Raw genomic sequence first — 17899 nt, 5'->3', positions numbered from 1 at the left:
TTATTATTCCCCTTTGCAGTAATCAGCGGCGTCGGCAAACACTTGTTTGATGTTGTAACCCGTGTTGGTAAATGTGTTAGTGATAGTGGTAATTTTGGATCTGTCTGCAGCGTCTTGAGGTGAGCGCAAACAAACGTTTCTAAATACTTTGGTCACTTGGCAGTTGGCAAATTGTTGGCTGTTAGCGAGTTCTTGTCCCATAGATTTAGCTCCACTACCATTGCCGGGTAAAGCGGTGTCCCAACCAAGATTTTTATTGAGCCCTTGTCGCCAATAGTTGCTCCAGTCGTCATTATTGGTAAAAAAGCCATAAGGAAAGTTGTTGCCGTTGATATGATATTTAGCTTGTACTTGAGAGCCTGTATCCGGATCGACTTGGCCTTGATTATTGTATTGCAAAGCGCCTTGTTCACCTTGTGGATCGCTCTCTACGTTGTATTCGTAGTTGTAATAAGCAAATGCCTGAGCCAGCGGATCCATACCAGCGTGACAGCCCACACATGAATTATTAAATATACGACTGTCACCACCGGGACTGCGACTCACGTCCTGTCGAATACGATCTGGACTTCGACTGGTATCCTTTAAGCCTTCAAGGTCAGTACACAGGTGGTTAATCAAAGTGAAACGAAACATAGCGCGATTGGTGCCGTCTTTAAAAAAGGATTTAGCCGCTGCTCTTGTAGTCATTACGCCAGCTGTGGCTTGTGCTGGTAATCCCGTCTCTTCTGATTGAGTGGTGCGTTGTAAGATGTCTTGTAAATCGGCGCTTTGTTCCTCTAACGCTTGGTAATGGGCGTTGCTAGTCATTGAGTAAGGAGGGATTCCAGCGTTGCTGTTAGCAACGTATAAAATATCGCCGCTTAAAATTTGCCTAAAATCAATATCATCACGAACCATGCCGATGATAGTTGCGGTATAGTCGTTTAAAGGCGCAAATACATCGGCCTCTTCATTCGTCCATGGCGTAATCCAATTTTTTAAGGTGACTGAATAAAACGCCGGGTTTTGCATCGCAATATCGGCGGCTTCTGATACTTTACCTTCAGCAATTAGATTTTCCATTTCATCTAATACTTGAATACTCGGTGGTATGCCTGTTAAGCGATCATGCATACGTTTGGCCTGCTCTCTTGGACCCGCGTAGGTGAGGGGGAGGGTACTAATAGCCAAGATAAATAAGGTCCAATTTAATGGGATTTTATATCTGCCAATTTGCCTAACTAAATGTTTCAAATTGGAACTCCTCTTTGGGTCAATAACAACGTGCCAGTAACGACTCGTTTGGTTTATGTTGTAGTCAAGAAACCCAATTCTGACAATACCGCTGATGCAAGTTAGGTTTGCTATTTCATACCTAAATAGTTGATTGGTTGGCTTAATTATCGAAGCACTGTCTGAGTGACTAGAAAGCGGAAAAGGCAAGCGGCTATTATCAGCACACTACCCCAACATCATTGCAATACCGTTAGGTAACACAAATTGTGCCATCAAGGTCAATGCTTTGAATTTCATGAGGTTTATAGAAAGTATTTTGAATAAATCATCATCTTATTGGCTCGAAGTGTCACTAATAACCGTCTTTGTTTCCAAAAAAAAGCAGAAAGTTCTTATGAAACTACGATTCAAAAACAGCTTAAATTTATAGTTATCAAAATGTTAGGTAGTCCCTTTAATGCTTTTATTGGTGTCGTTAATTTCATACAGTCGTACTTGATTCAATTACACCTAAAATTATTTTGGATAGCGACTAGACTAAAAAGGCATTGATTCCGCGAGTTTAGGGGGAAGGTATTGAAAACCATTCCTAATGATAGAAACACAAATTGTTGCCGAATGCCGTTAGTGCAAGTATCTAAGGCTTATTTACAGGCAAAAGGTTGCTGCCTGTAGACAGTTTTTGGCTAAAACAGAAGCTGATATTCTATTGGCCTATTATTAACCATAGTGAAAATACTTTGAAGCATCTGCCACGATCACGAGTTAAGCATTTAAAGCGGACGCTATTCGTTATGTATTTGCTATGCGCGACATTGATTGGATGCGGTGGCGATAAAATATTAACTTCGGAGCAAGAGCCCGATCCGGTAGTAGTCGATGTACCTATTGCCTATATTAAAAGGCCAGCACCGTTTAATGAAGATATGCTATTGGCCTCTGAAGATCTGCGCTCGCCGAATGATTTTTTGCCTGGGGCGCAGTTATTTATTAAACCAAGAGCCTCGGTTAATGCCCTCGAAACAAATATTAGTGCCAGAGCGTTTTATTCTGAGCAGGAAATTTTAGACGCCACAGTAACGTCTCCGTTAGCTGGGTACGATATCAAAGATTTGTTTGTGTCATATGATGGCACACGTTTGTTGTTTGCTATGCGCGCACCGGAAATTGAAGACGCCGATGATGACGAACAGCCCACTTGGAATATTTGGGAATATGAGATCACCAGCGACTCTTTAAATAGAGTCATAACATCTGATTTAGAGGCTGAATTTGGCCAAGATACCGCGCCAACTTATTTGCCAGACGGGCGAATTGTATTTAGTTCTACCAGGCAACAAGCTAACCAAGCGCTATTGTTAGATGAAGGTAAACCACAGTATCAAGCGTTAGACGAAAACCGCAGTAACTTGGCTTCGGTGTTACATGTAATGGATGGTGACGGTAGTAATATCCAACAAATTTCATTCAATCAAAGTCACGATCTCGATCCTATGGTGCTCAGCTCTGGCAAAATTTTATTTAGTCGCTGGGACAATGTGGCAAATAAAAGCAGCATGAGTATTTATCAAATAAACCCTGATGGCAGTCAGCTAGAACTGGTATATGGTCATCATAGTCATAACACTGAACTCAGTGATGAAGCGTTGCAATTTACGCAGCTGTCTGAACACCCTAACGGTCAATTATTAGCGGCTCTAAGGCCTATAGTGAGTGATAACTGGGGAGGAGAATATGTCAATATTGATATCAGCAACTTTATCGACAACTTTACGCCAGTAGCTTCACAGAGTGGATTAAGTGGGCCAGCTCAGCTGCCTGCTGTATTTGATAATGTCGTCGTAGACGGTAGTATTTCACCTGGAGGCATTTTCTCTGCTGTTTATCCACTTTGGGACGGTAGCCAACGAATGTTGTTTAGCTGGAGTCAATGCCGAGTGTACGATCCGCAACAAGATTCGAATGAAGGTGACCCGCGAATTATTTTGCCTTGCGAGCCTGATTTGATAACGGATCCACAGGCTCAGGCCGCTCCTCTGTTATTTGGATTGTGGATGTACGATCCACTCGAAAACACACAACTAGTCATTAATGTTCCAGAAGAAGGCCTGTTTTATACTGAAGTCGTGGCCATGCAAGCTCGCCCCTTTCCTGCCGATCCTCAACCAGCACCAGACTTTAATCAAGACCTGGCGAATAGCAACTTAGGGCGAGTACATATCAAAAGTGTTTATGACTTTGGGGGGGAAGATGTCACAGAGCAAGGTATCGCCGTATTGGCAGATCCTACGCAAACACCTGTTGCCGATAGACCGGTGCGATTTCTACGGGTGGTTAAGGCCGTGTCTATCCCAACTAGAGAGGTGCGAAACTTTGATAATTCCGCATTTGGACGTAGCCGCAATCAGTTGATGCGGGAAATCATTGGTTACGTGCCAGTAGAGCCCGATGGTTCAGTGTTATTTGATGTACCTGCAAATGTGCCACTGGCCTTTAGTTTACTTGACTCAAAGGGTAAACGCGTTAGTGAAAGGCATCAAAACTGGTTGCAGTTTGCTCCTGGTGAAGTGCGCACTTGTAATGGCTGTCATAGCGAAGATAGCGTGGTTCCACATGGCCGGTCAGATGCAGAAGCAGATAGCATTAATCTTGGGGCAACCAGCACTGGTAGCCCTTTTGTGAATACCAATCCCGCCTTATTTGCCGATTTGGGCGATACCATGGCACAAACATCAGGCAGAATTAACGGTATCCACTATCCTGCTGCGGATATCAATTTTGAAGATATTTGGGCAGACCCCGAAATGCAATCCCCTGCAAGCAGCTTTTATTATCGCTATGCTGATTTACAAACCCCTTTGCCTATTACTGCTGCTTGCGCCCTGAATTGGACAAGTTTGTGTCGAATTCAGATTCATTTTCCAGAGCATATACAACCAATTTTGTCATTGGATAGAAAATTATTGGCTGAAGACGGAATCACTGTACTCGAAGACCATAGTTGCTTAAGTTGCCATACCCCTGAAGGTGAAGATGGTTTAACACAAATACCCGCTGCTCAGTTAGATCTGCGGGCGACTGCTTCAACTGATAACCCAGATTTTTTAACCAGTTATCGAGAGTTAATGTTCTCAGACAATGAACAGGAGTTACTTGCAGGAGTGCTGCAAGACCGTTTAGTGATAGTGACCGATGACGAAGGTAATACAGTATTCGAACTTGATGAAGAAGGTGAGTTAATACTAGATGCTGAAGGAAATGGGATCCCCGTAACAGAGACGGTAAACGTAAGGAATGTTATGTCAGTCAATGGTGCCCGTTCTAGCCAACTATTTTTCACTCCTTTTGACTCTGGTGGTAGCCATGATGGATGGCTATCAACAGCTGAACTAAGATTGTTAGCTGAATGGTTAGATATTGGCGCCCAGTATTACAATAATCCTTTTGCAGCGCCCCTTAACTGATGTTACTTAGTGTCTTGCAAGGGCTTCTCAAAGTTAACGGTCTGGGAACTGTAGTCTTGGTTTTTTTAGTTTTCATCAGCTTTCAGGTTTTGGCTGATGATGGGGCGCAAGTTCAAGTTATTGAGCCTTTTATCGAAATGCATTCGGGTCCAGCTGGTGGCTTTCCTGTTATTCATGTGGCGGCAAAAAACGAGTGGATAACCGTATTAAAGCGCAGAACTAATTGGTTCAAAGTCGAAACGAATAAGGGTGTTCAAGGCTGGATTAAACAAGATGCCTTGCATAAAACCGTCAGTTTTAGTGGTGATCCTGTTAGTTTAGCTGATGGGTCATTCGACTCTTTTTCGCAGCGAAATTTCGAATTTGGCGCCTTGGGTGGCTCCTTTGAAGGAGTGCCTTCAATGACAGTATTTGCTGATTGGGTGGCAACTGAAAACCTCATGGCAGGAATTACCTTAACCCAAGCTTTGGGTGATTTATCAGAAAACCAATTATTTTTAGTTCGAGTGCAACATACGACTTTTCCTGATTGGTTGCTATCACCTTATGTGACACTTGGAGCCGGGAAAATTCGAACTAAACCTAGAGCCAACCTAGTGCAAAGCGGCGATGAAACTCGCACTAGTGACTTATTGGCTGCAGGATTAGGACTTCGTTATTACGTGGCACAAAATTTTATACTTAAGCTTGAATATCAGCACCTTCAGGCGCTAACCAATAGAGATGAGAACGAGGATTTAGAACAATGGACATTGGGATTCGCAGTTTTTTTCTAGCGTTACTGATCACAATGATGAGTTTTTCGTTGTTTGCAGAGCAAGAAACGCTTCAATCAAGGCAGCAAAGTGTTATTGAGCCAACCGTTTCACGCAGGGATATCAACGAAGCTAATATCGATTCTGAAAATTTTGAGTTTGGTGTCTTAGTGGGCGTGCTAAGCGTAGAAGATTTTTCGTCTAGCATGGTGTTAGGGGTTCGCGCCGCTTATCACGTTAATGAAGATTTTTTTGTGGAAGCGACCTATGGACAAGCTGATGCAGGTGAAACCAGTTTTGAAGTATTAAGCGGTGGGGCACCGTTTTTAACCGATGATGAACGCAATTATCGTTATTACAACGTTTCCTTAGGTTACAACCTCAACGGCGAAACCTTTTTTACAGATCGGTTGGTGTTTAACTCCGCCACCTATTTCACAGTTGGCGCCGGCAGCACTGAATTTGGAGGCGATGAAAGGTTTACTCTGAGCTTAGGTGCAGGTTACCGATTATTGTTGACTGATTATTTCGCGTTACATGTAAATTTGAAAGACCACTTGTTTAACTCAGAGTTAATTGGTGAAGAAAAAACTACTCATAATATTGAATATGGCCTAGGCGCCACATTCTTTTTTTAGACCGCTATATACGTATTAAGAGGTTAATTTATGCAGTCATCAGTTAAAAAAAATCATGCCCCCAGCCATGCAAAAGCACGTGGTTATTTAGGGCAGGTATTGCTTTATTTGAGTATGTTACTCACCACTTTTAGTCTTTCTGCGACAAATGCAAAAGTCGCGGCTCCAGACTTTACGTTGGCAAGTAAACACCACGGTAATGTGCGTTTGCAAGAACAGCTTGGAAACGTAGTGTTAATTAATTTTTGGGCATCTTGGTGTGCTCCGTGTCGTGAAGAATTGCCATACCTAGAACAGTTGCAGCAACAATATGCGGACTTGGGTTTTACTATATTGGCTATCAATGTAGACGAAGAGCCTTCCAAAGCAGATAACTTGCTAAAAGACGTTAGGGTTTCTTTTCCGGTGTTATTTGATGTAAATGACCAAGTTAGCAAATTATACGATGTCCAAGCTATGCCAACTACAGTAATTGTTGACCGAGACGGCAATCAACGTTTATTGCATAAAGGTTACAAAGGTGGCGACGAAGTCAAATATCAACAAGCTGTTAAAGCGTTACTTCGGGAGTAACTAATGACCGTCAGTAAATTACAGCGATTTAACTGGATACTGGTTGTTTTAGGCTTAACAAGTGGTTGCAGTAGCACTTTCGAGCCCTGGGTAAAGCCCTACGAGCGCGATAACCTTGCAGATCCCATTATGAGTATGAATCGTAACCCTGTTTCCTCGTCCTATACCAATCATGTTTATCAAGCACGAGAAGGAGCTAGAGGAGCTGAGGGTGGCGCTGGGGGCGGATGTGGCTGTAATTAGACAAAAAATGAAAAGCCCTCAAGGTACAGTGCGAAGATTAATTATTCGATTAGTCTTCGCTTGTATCATCTTGGGGCTATTTATTTGGCAAACTAGCGCAGCCGTGCTACCACAAGACCGCTCTGATGCCATGTATCACTCCTACGAAGGGGGAGGAATTTCAATAGATGGACCGTCAATATTGTTGCGTAAAAAAATTGGAAACAACGTTTCCGTTTCGGCCAATTATTATGTTGATACGATTTCTGGAGCCTCCATTGACGTGTTAGCAACGGCTAGCCCCTATTCAGAAGAACGTACCGAGAATAGTATAGGGGTTGATTATCTTCATAATAAAACTCTGATGAGTGTGAACTATACAACTAGTTCGGAAAACGATTTTGAAGCTGAATCGTTTCATCTTGGTGTTAGCCAAGACTTTTTTGGCGACCTCACCACTTTATCCTTAGGATATTCCAAAGGAAATGATGAAGTGGGGAAAACTGGGGATGATAGTTTTCTAGAATTAGCTGAGCGACATAATTATCAAATAGGTATCACTCAAGTGATTACCAAAAATATGATACTTGGGTTAAGTGTTGAAAACATATCTGATCAAGGATTTTTGAATAATCCTTATCGTTCAGTGCGATTCTTAGATCCAAATACCGAGCGTGGATATAGTTTTGAATCGGAACTCTATCCCAATACTCGCAAAAGCAATGCGGCCGCATTCACAGCTAATTACTACTTGCCCTATCGAGCCTCTGTTTATGGCGAAGCCAAGATCTTTTCAGACTCGTGGGGTATTCAAGCCAATACCTATAAACTGGGTTACATCCATACCTTTGGTGATGATTGGATTGTGGAGTTAAGAGCGCGCCATTACCAACAAGACAAAGCCGACTTCTATCAGGACTTATATACGCGCAGCGCTGAATTTAACTTTCGTGCGCGGGACAAAGAAATGAGCACTTTTAGCAATCTATCCCTTGGTTTAAGTGTGAGCTATGAATTTCAATTTTCAACTGACAGTTTATTGAAAAAAAGCACTCTCAATCTCGATTTCGAACATGTGAATTTTGACTACGACGATTTTAGAAACGTACTCACTCATGGGTCAACTGAAGTGGTCCCAGTTGGAACTGAGCCGCTCTATCAGTTTTCTGCCAATATTACCCGTTTATACCTGTCCATATTTTACTAATGAACCTTGATTATGCGTAGGTTATAGGAAACCTAATATTATGAATCTTAATTTCCCACAGTTAGCAAAAATTACACTTTTTGATAGCTTGTCTTTGCTACTCGTTATGTTGCTTTTTGTTTTCAGTTTGCAGCTCAATGCGCAACAAATTGAGACGCCAGAACAAAGTGTCATAGCCCAACAATTGCAACAACTAAAAAAGGAAGTGATTGCCTTAAATCGAGATTTGTTTGTTTTAGAAGAGGACTTATTGTTTCCGTCGAGCACCCAAGTTGTAGTGTATCTGTCAATGGATGTGGGCACCTATTTTAACTTAGATGCAGTTGAATTGCGGATTGACGATAAAGTCGTGAGTTATCACCTATATACCGAAAAACAAATTCAAGCCTTGTTTAAAGGCGGCGTGCAAAAATTACATATCGATAATTTGGCTCAAGGCGAACATCAACTGAGTGCATTTTTTATCGGCAAGGGGCCACAAGATAGAGAATATAAGCGTGCTACTAGTCTCACTTTCTCTAAGACTACTGAAGCCAAATCTTTGGAAATAAGCATTATTGATTCGAGCGTAAAACAGCAACCTATTTTTGAGGCGGTTGAATTATAATATGCTGAACTGGATTGGCGTCTTAATTTGTTGCGTGGCTTCACTAGTTAGTCATCAAGCTAGTGGAGAATCAAACCGCGCTGCCAATCCTGCTACTCCTTCTAGTCCTATACAGTTACAAAAAGCCTACCAACAGGTTTTGTATGAATATTATCAGGGGAATTTTGGCCTCGCCTTAACTCAAATGGCGATTTTGGAACAAAAATTTCCCGGTGGTTTGACCCAGATACCTCATTTTTTGAGTGCCAATCCAGTAGAACCAGAGCTTCTCAAAGGGGGAATGAGTTTAGCTTATGGGTTAGATAACCAAGCCGCCGACATTTTTCAGCGTTTATTACAAAATAATTCAGCCTCCGAAGTTACCGCTTTTGCGTGGTTATTGTTGGGTAAAACTTATTATCAGAAAAACCAATTTGCTGCAGCAGCTCAAGCCTTTCAAAATATACCTCAACAAGATGCGATTGCACATTTTGAGGTTTCTGTACGTGATAATTGGCTCTACATGCAATCGCAACTCCATGATTTTTTATTAGGCCAAGAAACACCGAGTACTAATATACAGTGGTTAGATCAACTATCTGCGGATTCAATATATCGATATTACGTGCAGTACAATCAAGCCTTGGGACTTTTGCAAACGAGTAAAATCCAACAAGCCATTAGCCATTTGACGTCCCTGGTGAATAACAACAACAGTTTTGTTCGTCGTTGGATGGGTTGGGCGGATCCCATATTTAATCATGATAACGATGCCAATCTGGCTGCTGAGCGCGATGCTATTGTCGACCGAGCAAACTTAACACTGGGTTATACTTTGTTGCAAAACAACGAACCTTTTGAAGCCTTTAGGGTGTTCGAAAAAATTCGCACCCAGGGTTTAGACACGCAGGCCGCGTTACTTGGATATGGCTGGGCGGCGGCTAAAAAGGATGAATTACAAACGGCCTTAGCTGTGTGGCAACGACTGATTCTGTTACCTCAGAATAATGAATACACCTTAGAAGCCTATTTAGCCAGTGCCTATGCTTATGAAAAAGCCTTTGCTCCACAGCAATCATTACAAGTATTGCAATTAGGAATCAACCGCTTCGAACAGGCTTTAACCGACCTTAAGCATGCCGAGCAACAGGTACAGCAACAGCCATTTATCTTAGGCTTATTACCTGATGCAAAAACTCATTCTAAACATGCAGATGTTGTAAGCCAATCCCTCATAGACAAAGGCAGACAATTTAACACCGTAGAACTGTTTAACTCTGTTGCGGTTAGTCGCGAGTTTAGGGCCGGGCTATCGGCTCTTGAAGATAACAAAGGCATACAAAAACAATTGTACGATTGGCAACACCGTATGCAGCAATATCACTTGATGCTTAACGAAAGGCAAGCAGAGCGGACTAAACGAGCTCAACAAACGTTACAAAACCGTACATTGGAACAATTGACTGAATTACAAACTCAGCGTGAAGCGCTAGCACAGCAAGTGGCATCGGCAAAGGAACAGAAAAATGCCCACATTTTAATGAATCAGCAAAGCCAACAATGGTCATACAGAGTGGGACGAGCTCAAAAAACTATAGAAAAAATTGCTCAGCTAAAGCAACAACTAGGGCAGGAACCTTTGGATGACAGTTATCATAAACGGGTCAAACGTGTAGCAGGTAGAATCATTTGGCAAACTAGTGAAGCGCATGCAGCTAATCTATGGCAAGCCCAAAAAGCCTTGAATCAGCTCGATGATGAAATTGCTAAAGCCCAAATACGTCAACAGCAACTATTACAACAACTCGCATTGCAACCAGAGTTTACTCAACAAAGACAAAGAGTCAGCGACGTGGCGCAGCGTATCAAAGCTGAAATCACTAAAAGTACACAGTTACAAAATGCTCTGGTTAGCCAATTGTCAGATACTTTTGTTCAGGCTATACAAGAACATAAACAAAAGGTCGCTGATTATATTTTGCAAGCGCAATTGGCTATGGTGAGATTGAGGGATCAGGCCTTACAAAAAGACAACAACAGCTCGACTAATATAGATGAAGCGACCTCTGTTGAGGAGCAGCAATTATGAGCTTAGGACTATATCCTTTGAGTTTGTTAGGTCTAGTGTCGTTTTTGTGCGGTTGCGGAATGTTATCTGATAAAGGTACACCACAACAGCAGCCCACCGCCAATCAAACAATTGCAGACCTATATTTTGCGCCATTACCCTTAGACCACACACCTTTAGAACAACCTGAAACAAAATCTATGCGTGATGCCTACAAAGTATTGCTTGAAATGGTGGGTGACCCGCAAACCAAACAAATAGTGCAATATAGATTGGCCGATTTAGAGGTATTACTAGCGGAACAACTACAAGAAAACGGAATGCTCGAAGCGCCCTCATCAGATGGACGTGAACAACCTAAACAAAGTCCTCAAAAATTGTTTGCGGCTGCCATAGAACAATATCAGAAATTGTTGCAACAACATCCACGCAATCCTGACAATGTAGAAGTTCTTTATCAGCTTGCTAAGGCGTATGAACAGCAGGGGCAAACGCTAGCTAGCTTGGATACATTACAGCATTTACTTCAACAATTTCCTGACAATGAATATCTTGCAGAAATTCATTTTAGACTCGGGGAGTTGGCATTTAATCGTGCTAACTATGAATTGGCAATTAATGAATACAGTAAAGTATTGATTCAAGGAGAGCAAAGTCCTTATTACGCTACCGCAGCCTATATGTTGGGGTGGAGTTTCTTCAAAAATGAACAGCAAACAGACGCGTTAAAAGCCTTTACAACTTTGCTTGATCACCAGTTGCCTAACGAAATTGTGGCACAGTCTATGTTGTCTCAGGTAGACAGCCAAAAACAAATCGATAGTTTAGCTGTAGGACAAAAACGCTTGGTCAAGGATACGATCCGTATTATGAGTTTGTTGTTTTCTTATCAAGATAACCAGTACTCGACCCCAGCAGACAGTATTGCCGCGCATTTTACGCGACTAAAAAACAGGCACTATGAGTACGTGCTCTACGATGCATTGGCGCAGCATTATTTGAATCAAGACAGATACCACGACAGCGCTAAAACCTTTAAAGCCTTTACTGAAGTTCATGGGGAGCATTTTCAGGCACCCATTTTTGCGGTGAAACAAATTGACTCTTATATCTTAGGAGAATTCCCAAGCTTAGTGTTGCCTGCTAAACAACAATTTGTAACTCGCTATGGAATTTCTGGACAATACTGGCCTAATTGGCCCATCGTTTTGCAAGAACAAGTAGCACCTTTTCTAAACGAATACCTCCAAGAGTTGGCGCAATATGAGCATAGCCTTGGACAAACGTTAGCCAGTCAGGGGCAAAAACAATCAGTTAATCCAAATAAAAAGGGTGTCTCTAAACCACAAGAGTTACAAGCACCGTCCACTCAAGCTTTAATGCGGGCTTCACAATGGTATCAAGAGTTTATATTGACGTTCCCCAAAGATCCGCAAACCCCAGAAGTAACCTACAGGTTAGGAGAGGTTTTATTTGAAGCGCAGCATTATGGCGAATCAATCAAAGCATTTGAAGACTATGCTTACCAGCATTTAAAGCCAAGCACTCATCAAAGTGATGCTCATCCTAAAGCGGCAGAAGCGGCTTATGCTGCTATTTTGGCTTATCAGAAAATACAATTACAAACACAAGGCAACCAATCTTGGTTAGAAAAGCAGCTTATTGCTCAAGAAAAATTTGTGAATACTTTTGCTGACGATCCCAGAGCAAGGGATATTCTATATAACAGCATGCAACAGCTCTTTGCTCTAGAGCGATACCATTTAGCGATACATGCGGCTGAAAAATGGTTGGAACGGCAACCTAAGATTGATTCTGAGAAAAGTTTAGCCAGTTATTTAGTGATAGCACACAGTCAATTTGCTCTACACCAATATGTGTTGGGGGAAAGCAGTTACGAAAAAATCATACAATTGATGCCAAATAACGATCCTCGCCTATCAGACATAAGAGAGCGGCTCGCCGCGAGTATTTACAAGCAAGGCGAGCAGAATGTAAAAAATAACTATTTACCGTTAGCGGTGAATGATTTTTTACGAGTGTTAGCCAAAACACCTGAAGCTAACATTCGCGCAAACGCACAATACGATGCTGCTAGTTATTTATTACAAATGCAACAGTGGCAACAAGCCATAGATTTATTTGTCGACTTTAGACGACGTTTTCCTAACAACGATTTAACCAAAAATATTCAGTCACAACTGATATTGGCGTATCAGCAAAATGAAAACTGGCAACTGGCTGCAGACGAATTGCTGCTGTTACACAAAGCTAAACCTCAAACTGAAGAAGGTAGGCAAGCCCTGTATGTGGCAGCGCAGTATTGGCACAAAATAGGCAATAGACAACAAGCTTTGGATGCGTATCGAACGTACGCTCATAGTTATGCACAACCTTTCGCGGAAGCGAATCAAGCCCGATTCATAATGAGTGAGTTTTACCTTGAAAGTAATGAATACAGTAAACGTCGTTTTTGGCTCAAAAAGTTAATACAAGCTGATATTCAAGCGCAACAATCTGCGGATATTGAAAGAGATACTCGTACTCGTTATTTAGCGGCAATGGCATCAAGTGTTTTTGCAGACGACAAGTTGTATGCCTTCAAAAAAATAAAACTGACTCAGCCTTTGAAAGCCAGTTTAGCTAAGAAAAAAACGGCTTTAAATGCTGCCCTTGAGGCTTACAACAAAACCTTGGGATACAAAGTTGAGGAGTTCAGTACCTCAGCTAATTTTAGTATTGCTGATATTTACCATCAACTCGCCAAAGACCTAATGGCTTCCAGTAAACCTAAAAATCTTAACGCCTTGGAGCTGGAACAATATGAGTTATTGCTTGAGGAACAGGCTTATCCATTTGAAGAAAAGGCCATCAATATTCACGAAACCAATATCAAACGTAGTTGGCAAGGTAGCTACGATGTTTGGGTCCAAAAGAGTTTTATTGCTTTGCAAAAATTGCTCCCTGGGCGCTATAACAAACAAGAAAGACGCGGAGAGGTGAGTGATGAAATTTATTAGTGCTGCGCTACTTGTGTTGTTGAATCTGATTGTATTGAGCGGTTGCAGTAGTTTGGCTCCGGAAACCAAAACTGAGTCAATACTCGAAACTACTCAAGCTGAACCCAAATCGCTATCGGCCCTGCAACTTAAGGTTAAGGATTTGCAACAACGCCCCAATATATATAAAGAGCAGTCAATAATCGATAACATTGATGCTCGGGTTTTGAAGCAATTTCAAGGCGCTGTAGCACTAAAACAGCAAGGTCACTTTATCCAAGCGCAACATCAACTTATTGCCTTATCAGAACAACATCCAAATTATTCGGGCATATGGTTGCAACTGGCATTAATAAGCCGAGAACTTAATAAAGATAACGTCGAGGGTAACCTTAGCGCAATGTCGAACTACTTAAACAAAGCGACAACTGCTAACCCTCTCAACTATCAAGCTCACAATGAATTAGCCCTAGTATTGCGGCAACAAGGTCAGTTTAAGGAGGCCCTAAAGCACTATGAGTTGGCGCTTAAAAGTTGGCCTGCTTATAGTGCCGCCTATTTTAATCGAGGCATATTGTACGACCTCTATCTAGGAGAAAAAACTTTAGCCTTGGCTGATTTTGAAGTATATCAGGCGTTAACTAAAGACGAATCACGGCAATTGCAAGGTTGGATAATTGATTTACAACGGCAGATTAAACGCGCCGACCAAAGTGAACAATCTGGAGAGGCCTTATGAAACTAGTTAAAGGTGCTGTAACTGTCATGTATTTAGCATTACTAATAGGTTTTAGGGTTCAAAGTGCTGATGCACAAGAACCTGAAGTGATTAAGCTGCAAGAGACTATTCGCGGTAACCAAGAGCAGCCAAAAGTTTTAACCATAGTGCCTTGGCATTCTCCGAAACCCAAAGAGGCTTTACCTAGTCAAATTATTGAACGCATCAATAAAAAGTTTGTGCCGCTACAGCGGGATGAACTAAAGCGACAAATTCAAATTTTAAACAATAAAAGCATACCCCAACCTAAAGGTTAATACCTTTAGGTTGGGGGCGAAAAGATATAGTGAATAGCACTTATAGTAGGAGTCAGTGATGAATTTATTTGAAGTAGTGGTTCGGTTTTTTCAAGAGGGAGGAGCGTTCATGTTCCCAATAGCAATCGTTTTAGCGATTGGGTTGGCTATCGCTATTGAGCGTTACTTGTTTTTGAGTTTTTCGAAAAGGGTGAATAAAAAAGCCTTTAAACAAATGGAGCCGTTACTGAATAAACATGACTACACAGGCGTGTTAAGTTTTGCGAGTACTGATACCTCACCCATTAGTCGGATCATCGGGGCGGGAATGGCGCGTTTAAGCCACAGTCAAAGGCGCGAGGACATTGAGTACGCCATGGAAGAAGGATTAATGGAAACTACGCCGAGACTAGAAAAGCGTACCGCTTATTTAGCCACCTTAGCCAATATCTCTACTTTGTTAGGATTGCTAGGCACTATTATTGGTTTGATAGCTGCATTTTCTGCTGTGGCTACCGCTGACCCCTCTGAAAAAGCCAGTTTGTTGTCCCAAAGTATTTCAGTGGCAATGAATACTACCGCCTTTGGATTGATTGCAGCGATCCCATTATTGGCGTTTCATTCTGTTCTACAAACTAAAACCACTGAAATAATAGACAGTATGGAAATGGCTGGTGTGAAATGCTTGAACGCACTCATCGCACGCCAAGAATTAAGCAGTCATTCCCGCTCTACAGACAGTAATGAGTAAATCAAAGTAACAGATGATTCTAGGTTTAGACGTAGGAATAAGATATGGCGACTAGAGCAAAATTCGGTCGAAGTAGTCGAAAAATTAAAAAAGAAGCTGAGTTAGACATCACCTCTTTTATGAATTTGATGATAGTGCTGGTGCCGGTGCTGTTAATGATGATGGTGTTTTCGCGGATTACCGTTTTAGAGCTGGCGTTGCCACAACTCAGTGAAGCAAGTCAATCGGAAATTCCAGAAAAAGAGCAACGCTTAGAGCTGATTATAAGGGCCAAGAGTATTGCTGTTTATTATCCTCAAGGCTATTTAGTCAAAGAGTTAGCGGTTACCGAAAATGGTTATGATTATGCTGCTTTGCAGTTAGTACTTAGGCAAATAAAACAGACTTTGATCAATAAAAACATAGATAAAAAAGCGGCCACGTTATTGTTAGAAGAAAATACTCCATATCAAGTCATAGTTGCACTTATGGATACCACGCGTTCTTATCAAGATGTGTTAATTGCATCGGTAGTGGATGCAGAGCTTTTCCCTGAAATTTCACTAGGTGATGCGCCAATTGTAGATAACGACGCTGATTCGACTGACGCTGCTGGAGGCTTAAAATGAAACAATCAGCTAGGTCTTTACGTATGGCTCGCCACCATAAACGCATGGCAAAAGATTCAAAGCTCAGCTTAGTGTCATTAATGGATATCTTCACTATCTTGGTGTTTTTTTTGATGGTTAACGCATCCGACGTTCAGGTTTTACACAATAGTAAAAGTGTTGAATTACCTGAATCAACAGCTAAACAAGCAGCTAAAGAAACCCTGATTTTAATGGTTAACAGTAGCGATCTAATTCTTCAAGGACAAAAATTAGCCGATGTAAAACAGATTCTAAATCAAAGTGAAGATGTAATCCCCACTCTGGCTACCGAACTAGCCTATCAGGTTAATCGCACTGCTAGCACCGGTGAAAAAACTGCCGATAGCGAGAATATGGAACGCGCTATTACCATTATGGGTGACAAGAATATTCCTTATGTGTTGTTAAAACGCATTATGCAAACCTGCGCACAAGCTGGTTTTAGCAACATCTCTTTAGCGGTGGAAGGTCAGGAAACTATTGAGAAACCAGGCGACAAAGCAGCGATTGATAACGCTAGTTTACAAGGGCAACAGCTATGAATATAGCCTCTGCTCGTAGTGGTACTCCGGCTCCTAATGAATTTATAACTGTATTACCTTGGTCTTCCAGTGAAACAGAAAACTTACGATTTAAACACATCACCTCTGTCGTGTTGTGCATTACCTTGGCCTTTGCGGCGATAGTGAAATGGCAAGAATTACCGGAACGTCCTCGAGTTGAAAAAGAAGAAGTCCCCGCACAATTGACACGTTTAATGACGCCTAGAAATGTCGAACCACCTAAACCTATTCCTAAACCCAAACCCAAACCCAAACCCAAACCAGAAATCACCAAACCTTTGCCGGAAAAATCAATAGTCGAAAAAGTAAAAGTGGTGCCGCCTAAACCAGAAGCGCCAAAACCACCCAAACAAGCGGCGCCTAAACCAGTGAAAGTCAAAGTGCCGACAGAAGCGGAAATCACTGAGCAGGCTAAAATCAAAGCCAAACAATCTGGCTTGTTAGCGTTTCAAGATGACCTTGCAAGCATGCGCGACAATGCCAGTTTAAATAACTTAGCTGATACCGACACCATAAAAGGGGCAGGAGCCAGTAATCAAACTCAACGCAAATTTATTGGTAAAAAGGTGGCAAGTGGCAGCGGTGGTGTCGACACCAGTAAATTAACCACTGACATAGGTTCACGGGGAGAATTAGCCGGTCGCAAAAACACTGAATATGTGGCTCCCAACGAAGGTCTTGCTTCATTAGCTGCAAAACAAACCGTGACTGAGGATAGCGTGTTAGGTAGTCGAGAAACACAGTCCATTCGTAAAGTGTTGGATGCAAATAAGGGGGCTATTTATGCAATCTATCGTAAAGCTTTACGTTCAGATCCAAGTTTGCAAGGCAAGTTAACGGTTAAATTGCAAATAGAGCCAGATGGATCAGTTTCTAAAGTGGAGATGGTTTTCAGTGAATTAGATTCGCTAGATGTCGAGAAAAAACTAATGAATAGAATACGCTTAATTAACTTTGGCGAACAAACCGTGACACAAACCTTACTCGACTATTCATTTAATTTTTTGCCCTTCTAGGGGGATTCGTAAAGATATGACTAAGGCTTAAATTTGCCGATATCCGAATTAAATTCCAGATAGTTAAGCTAAATTGAGCGCCTTGTGCAAATGCCATTGTCGTAATATATTGTAATTTACAAGTTATTTACTTTTTCAGGAACCACTGTGAAATTAATACTTACGCCATTAATGAGTTGTCATTTGTGCTTTTCAT

16 protein-coding genes are annotated in these 17899 nt (G+C 41.7%); 15 read left to right on the top strand and 1 reads right to left on the bottom strand.

Features of this window, described 5'->3' with window-relative positions:
• Window positions 1–3 precede the first annotated feature (3 nt).
• Window positions 4–1236 (bottom strand): hypothetical protein, encoded by a 1233-nt coding sequence (locus tag ABJK37_RS14525; protein ID WP_348355250.1) that lies wholly within the window; start codon window positions 1234–1236, stop codon window positions 4–6.
• Window positions 1237–2012: 776 nt separating this feature from the next.
• Between ABJK37_RS14525 and ABJK37_RS14520 the strand changes: the two genes are divergently transcribed.
• From ABJK37_RS14520 to ABJK37_RS14450, 15 genes are read left to right on the top strand one after another with little or no spacing between them, the layout of a single operon-like run.
• Window positions 2013–4682 carry a hypothetical protein gene (locus tag ABJK37_RS14520; protein ID WP_348355247.1) on the top strand — a complete coding sequence of 890 codons (2670 nt, stop codon included), beginning with the start codon at window positions 2013–2015 and terminating at the stop codon, window positions 4680–4682.
• Between the two features lie 56 nt (window positions 4683–4738).
• On the top strand, window positions 4739–5458 hold the full coding sequence (locus ABJK37_RS14515) for an SH3 domain-containing protein (protein WP_348355244.1): 720 nt from the start codon (window positions 4739–4741) through the stop codon (window positions 5456–5458).
• Window positions 5428–6075 carry an outer membrane beta-barrel domain-containing protein gene (locus ABJK37_RS14510; protein ID WP_348355242.1) on the top strand — a complete coding sequence of 216 codons (648 nt, stop codon included), beginning with the start codon at window positions 5428–5430 and terminating at the stop codon, window positions 6073–6075. Before ABJK37_RS14515 ends, ABJK37_RS14510 begins: the two co-directional genes overlap by 31 nt.
• Before the next feature lie 30 nt (window positions 6076–6105).
• Window positions 6106–6648: a TlpA disulfide reductase family protein gene (locus ABJK37_RS14505; RefSeq protein ID WP_348355239.1), complete on the top strand. Its 543-nt coding sequence runs from the start codon at window positions 6106–6108 to the stop codon at window positions 6646–6648.
• A 3-nt stretch (window positions 6649–6651) separates the two neighbouring features.
• Window positions 6652–6891 (top strand): DUF4266 domain-containing protein, encoded by a 240-nt coding sequence (locus tag ABJK37_RS14500; RefSeq protein ID WP_348355236.1) that lies wholly within the window; start codon window positions 6652–6654, stop codon window positions 6889–6891.
• Entirely contained in the window at window positions 6878–8077 is a 1200-nt protein-coding gene (locus tag ABJK37_RS14495) for a DUF3570 domain-containing protein (RefSeq protein WP_348355233.1), read from the top strand. Before ABJK37_RS14500 ends, ABJK37_RS14495 begins: the two co-directional genes overlap by 14 nt.
• Before the next feature lie 40 nt (window positions 8078–8117).
• Window positions 8118–8684, top strand: a complete 567-nt coding sequence (locus ABJK37_RS14490) for a hypothetical protein (RefSeq protein WP_348355230.1) — start codon at window positions 8118–8120, stop codon at window positions 8682–8684.
• A 34-nt stretch (window positions 8685–8718) separates the two neighbouring features.
• Complete coding sequence (locus ABJK37_RS14485; RefSeq protein ID WP_348355227.1) at window positions 8719–10752, top strand: tetratricopeptide repeat protein; 2034 nt, start codon at window positions 8719–8721, stop codon at window positions 10750–10752.
• Window positions 10749–13751, top strand: a complete 3003-nt coding sequence (locus tag ABJK37_RS14480; RefSeq protein WP_348355224.1) for a tetratricopeptide repeat protein — start codon at window positions 10749–10751, stop codon at window positions 13749–13751. The genes ABJK37_RS14485 and ABJK37_RS14480 overlap by 4 nt, the downstream gene beginning before the upstream one ends.
• Window positions 13738–14469 (top strand): tetratricopeptide repeat protein, encoded by a 732-nt coding sequence (locus ABJK37_RS14475; RefSeq protein WP_348355221.1) that lies wholly within the window; start codon window positions 13738–13740, stop codon window positions 14467–14469. The genes ABJK37_RS14480 and ABJK37_RS14475 overlap by 14 nt, the downstream gene beginning before the upstream one ends.
• Window positions 14466–14765: a hypothetical protein gene (locus tag ABJK37_RS14470; RefSeq protein ID WP_348355218.1), complete on the top strand. Its 300-nt coding sequence runs from the start codon at window positions 14466–14468 to the stop codon at window positions 14763–14765. Before ABJK37_RS14475 ends, ABJK37_RS14470 begins: the two co-directional genes overlap by 4 nt.
• A gap of 58 nt (window positions 14766–14823) precedes the next feature.
• A complete protein-coding gene (locus tag ABJK37_RS14465) occupies window positions 14824–15495 on the top strand; it encodes a MotA/TolQ/ExbB proton channel family protein (RefSeq protein ID WP_348355215.1) in 672 nt (223 codons plus the stop codon).
• A gap of 44 nt (window positions 15496–15539) precedes the next feature.
• A complete protein-coding gene (locus ABJK37_RS14460; RefSeq protein WP_348355212.1) occupies window positions 15540–16103 on the top strand; it encodes a biopolymer transporter ExbD in 564 nt (187 codons plus the stop codon).
• The gene (locus ABJK37_RS14455) at window positions 16100–16666 is read left to right on the top strand and encodes a biopolymer transporter ExbD (protein WP_348355209.1); all 567 of its coding nucleotides are present in this window, start codon (window positions 16100–16102) and stop codon (window positions 16664–16666) included. The genes ABJK37_RS14460 and ABJK37_RS14455 overlap by 4 nt, the downstream gene beginning before the upstream one ends.
• Complete coding sequence (locus ABJK37_RS14450; RefSeq protein ID WP_348355206.1) at window positions 16663–17703, top strand: AgmX/PglI C-terminal domain-containing protein; 1041 nt, start codon at window positions 16663–16665, stop codon at window positions 17701–17703. The genes ABJK37_RS14455 and ABJK37_RS14450 overlap by 4 nt, the downstream gene beginning before the upstream one ends.
• Window positions 17704–17899 lie beyond the last annotated feature (196 nt).

The organism is Paraglaciecola sp. (genome assembly GCF_039964565.1).
Taxonomy (GTDB): domain Bacteria; phylum Pseudomonadota; class Gammaproteobacteria; order Enterobacterales; family Alteromonadaceae; genus Paraglaciecola.
Note: the sequence above shows the minus strand (reverse complement) of the source record. Positions and strands in the feature narration are given on the sequence as shown.

Coding starts and splice junctions, on each gene's coding strand:
- ABJK37_RS14505 (WP_348355239.1), top strand. CDS start 6,106: ATGCAGTCATCAGTTAAAAAAAATCATGCCCCCAGCCATGCAAAAGCA.
- ABJK37_RS14490 (WP_348355230.1), top strand. CDS start 8,118: ATGAATCTTAATTTCCCACAGTTAGCAAAAATTACACTTTTTGATAGC.
- ABJK37_RS14500 (WP_348355236.1), top strand. CDS start 6,652: ATGACCGTCAGTAAATTACAGCGATTTAACTGGATACTGGTTGTTTTA.
- ABJK37_RS14480 (WP_348355224.1), top strand. CDS start 10,749: ATGAGCTTAGGACTATATCCTTTGAGTTTGTTAGGTCTAGTGTCGTTT.
- ABJK37_RS14450 (WP_348355206.1), top strand. CDS start 16,663: ATGAATATAGCCTCTGCTCGTAGTGGTACTCCGGCTCCTAATGAATTT.
- ABJK37_RS14460 (WP_348355212.1), top strand. CDS start 15,540: ATGGCGACTAGAGCAAAATTCGGTCGAAGTAGTCGAAAAATTAAAAAA.
- ABJK37_RS14470 (WP_348355218.1), top strand. CDS start 14,466: ATGAAACTAGTTAAAGGTGCTGTAACTGTCATGTATTTAGCATTACTA.
- ABJK37_RS14475 (WP_348355221.1), top strand. CDS start 13,738: ATGAAATTTATTAGTGCTGCGCTACTTGTGTTGTTGAATCTGATTGTA.
- ABJK37_RS14520 (WP_348355247.1), top strand. CDS start 2,013: ATGTATTTGCTATGCGCGACATTGATTGGATGCGGTGGCGATAAAATA.
- ABJK37_RS14465 (WP_348355215.1), top strand. CDS start 14,824: ATGAATTTATTTGAAGTAGTGGTTCGGTTTTTTCAAGAGGGAGGAGCG.
- ABJK37_RS14455 (WP_348355209.1), top strand. CDS start 16,100: ATGAAACAATCAGCTAGGTCTTTACGTATGGCTCGCCACCATAAACGC.
- ABJK37_RS14510 (WP_348355242.1), top strand. CDS start 5,428: ATGGACATTGGGATTCGCAGTTTTTTTCTAGCGTTACTGATCACAATG.